Genomic DNA, 2,805 nt, shown 5'->3' on the forward strand with positions numbered 1-2,805 from the left:
GTCGCTGTTTGCGCTTGAGCAACATCCGGGCACCAAAACAGACGCCTAAAAAGGCAAACCCACCCATCGCACTTGGTTCGGGCACTGCCGTTGCAGAGATGGTTGATGCGGCTCCCCCGATCGAAGAATTAGAGCCATCGAGCAATACTACAATACCGCTGACTTGTTTATCGAAAGCACCTACTCCGGTAGCGATATCGATCGTAATCTGATTTTTATTGGTAGTATACCCCCGCAAGACACCACCATCTAAAGTCAATCCCGAAACGAAGTTGAAGCCAGTGCCAGTACCAATTGTTCTCGTCGTACCAGTTAAGGAAATCGATAACAACTGAGCATTATTATTTCCTGATACAGCCAGAAACTCGCCAGTGCTGGGATTGAAAACGAGGTCGCTACTATCACCATTAGTTGCGTTACCGTTACCAAATGCTGTGGGTGCTAAAGCGCCAAGGTTGCTAATTAATGAAGCAACACCATTGGAAGTGCTAATACTATAAAAGCCAGGGTTCCCAATCCCGTTGGTGGTGCTGCGTCCCCCAAGCCCATATAGATTATTTTTGTTATCAAAGGCTAGACCGTTAATGCCAGTTACGCCTAAGTCACCTACGATTGCTTGAGTATTAGTTCCTGCATTAAGTCGGTATAATTGATCGTAGGTAACGCCATACAACTGATTAGTTGTATTCAATGCAATGTCAGTTAACTGTAATTCACTCGAACTGTAACGAGTATAGGCTCCGGTTGCTGGATCTACTGTACCAACTTCGGTAGTGTTCCCCGATGGGCGAAAAGTGTTCACAAAAGATACCGCATGAGCAGGAGCTGCTCCAGCTAGAGCAAACAGCGTTAATCCGCCACACATCAGATATTTAACTTGCTTTTTTACTTCGATCATTTGAATAATCCTTAAAGATAAGTGGCGCGATCCAATGTTGGTGAGGAGTTTAGCGAACGTGCTAAATGTGTTTTTTGAAAGTAAATCACCTAGATACTATATTTCTTCGTCATTTTTGTTAATACGACTAAATACGCAATTTAAAAAAATATATCGATCTAAAACAGTACTTTTATCTATTGCTAATTTACTCAAAATCGGCGTTTGCTCGAACAATTTGAGCCAGATCGCGATCGATAAAACCTCAAACCTTGTGAGTGCAGCAATCTGGATCTTGAATTGTCAAGGATTAATTAAAACGTGATAAATATTACAATCGATCGATCGATTGCTAAATAATTTCGGCACTAGCTTGTTAATATCAGGTCGAGTAGATTAGCAATTTTCTGCTAGTTCTGACAATTTCGCAGACTGCTCAAATCAAGAGCGCGGCGATCGACACCCAGCAGCAATGCGATGACGGCGAGCGGGTACAATAGGGTAATAGCAGCTAAGTTTGATAAAATGGGAGTGATGCGATCCCACCGATACAGCTTAAAATTTTCAGGTGTCGCTGCTAGCTGAAAATTACCATTACACTATCCAATCCTCTTTACTTCATCGATGATAGACAAACCGATCGAGTTACCAATAGATATTGGTATGTCTACACCAATCTTGTTGCTAGTGCTAGTCGCGCTAGAAGCTGTACTATCAGCCGATAACGCGATCGCCCTCGCCTCCATTTCTCAAGGCTTGGTTGACGAAAAACTCCGTCCCAAAGCCCTAAATCTCGGTCTACTCTTTGCCTATATCCTCCGGATGACACTGATCGTCGCTGCTACTTGGGTAGTGCGCTACTGGCAATTTCAGGTGTTGGGGGCTGCTTATCTACTGTGGTTGGTATTTAAGTACTTTACAGCGGGTAAAGATGAGGATGGGGAACCACTACGTCCTCAATACACTTCGCTGTGGCAAGTGATTCCGATTATTGCTATTACCGATTTGGCGTTTTCGCTCGATAGCGTAGCCACCGCGATCGCGGTATCAACCGATACTTGGTTGGTGATTGCTGGCGCGACGATCGGCATTATTTTACTCCGGTTTATGGCAGACTTATTTATCCGCTGGTTGGGAGAATACACCCATCTTGAAGATGCTGGTTATGTTGCCGTTGGGTTGGTGGGAGTTAAGCTCCTAGTTCGCGCACTCTATCCCGATTTGGAGATTCCCGAACAAATCACGATTGCGCTAGTGGCAATTATTTTTACCTGGGGATTCTCACAACGCAAGGAATCAGCCCAAGAGTAACCATTAGCTGTGGTATTTAGTGACGATCGAAGTCAGTGAGTACTATCTCCACGATCGCAGATGTCTGGGGATCGACATCGAATATCGACCCCATTCATTACCCTACCTTGTGTACACAAGTCGGCTGGGCTTCGTTTTCGCTGGGTTTACCCCCCCAACCCCCCCTTATAAAGGGGGGGGCTTTCGCTCCCTCCCCTGCTTGGTGCAACACATGCGGAGGGAACCTCCGCGTGGTTGCATCCGCTTTCTAAGGGGAGGGCTGGGGCGATGCACTGAGCGACAGCCGTTGGCGAAGCCTGCCGTAGTCACAGTGTGGGGTAAAGATCTCCGCAGCAACTCAAAAATTCCGATCGCTATTAACTAATTCAACAGGTTGGGTAATAACCGCGATCTTCGGTCAGAAATCCCAGATCTTTGAGGATATGTGCTGCTGAAGTAGCACGTTCGTCGGCGACGTAAATTTTGTAGTCTTCAACGAATTGACCGGGTTGTCGATCGATTACACCTTCTTCGATCAGCTCCACGCCTTTTTCAAGGTTGGCTCGACTCAGACTAGCAACCCACAAGGGTGATTTGATGTGGATCTTTTCTTCATCAACTCCAGTAATGTGGAGAAT

The 2,805-nt window shown here is 45.8% G+C and carries 3 protein-coding genes; 1 reads left to right on the top strand and 2 read right to left on the bottom strand.

Going from position 1 to position 2,805, the window contains the following annotated elements:
• A partial coding sequence (locus RMO35_RS21270; protein ID WP_309744022.1) for a hypothetical protein occupies positions 1-898 on the bottom strand: 898 nt, incomplete at its 3' end.
• Between the two features lie 603 nt (positions 899-1,501).
• On the opposite strand from RMO35_RS21270, the gene RMO35_RS21275 reads away from it, so the two are divergent.
• Complete coding sequence (locus tag RMO35_RS21275; protein WP_396135023.1) at positions 1,502-2,188, top strand: TerC family protein; 687 nt, start codon at positions 1,502-1,504, stop codon at positions 2,186-2,188.
• Between the two features lie 365 nt (positions 2,189-2,553).
• Here the strand turns inward: RMO35_RS21275 and RMO35_RS21280 are convergent.
• Positions 2,554-2,805, bottom strand: a 252-nt coding sequence (locus RMO35_RS21280; RefSeq protein WP_309744026.1) for a hypothetical protein, incomplete at its 5' end; no start/stop codon positions are given.

The organism is Chamaesiphon sp. OTE_20_metabat_361 (assembly GCF_031364565.1).

What these genes read in the sequence shown, in the direction of transcription:
- RMO35_RS21275 (WP_396135023.1), top strand. Translation starts at nt 1,502, where the DNA reads ATGATAGACAAACCGATCGAGTTACCAATAGATATTGGTATGTCTACA.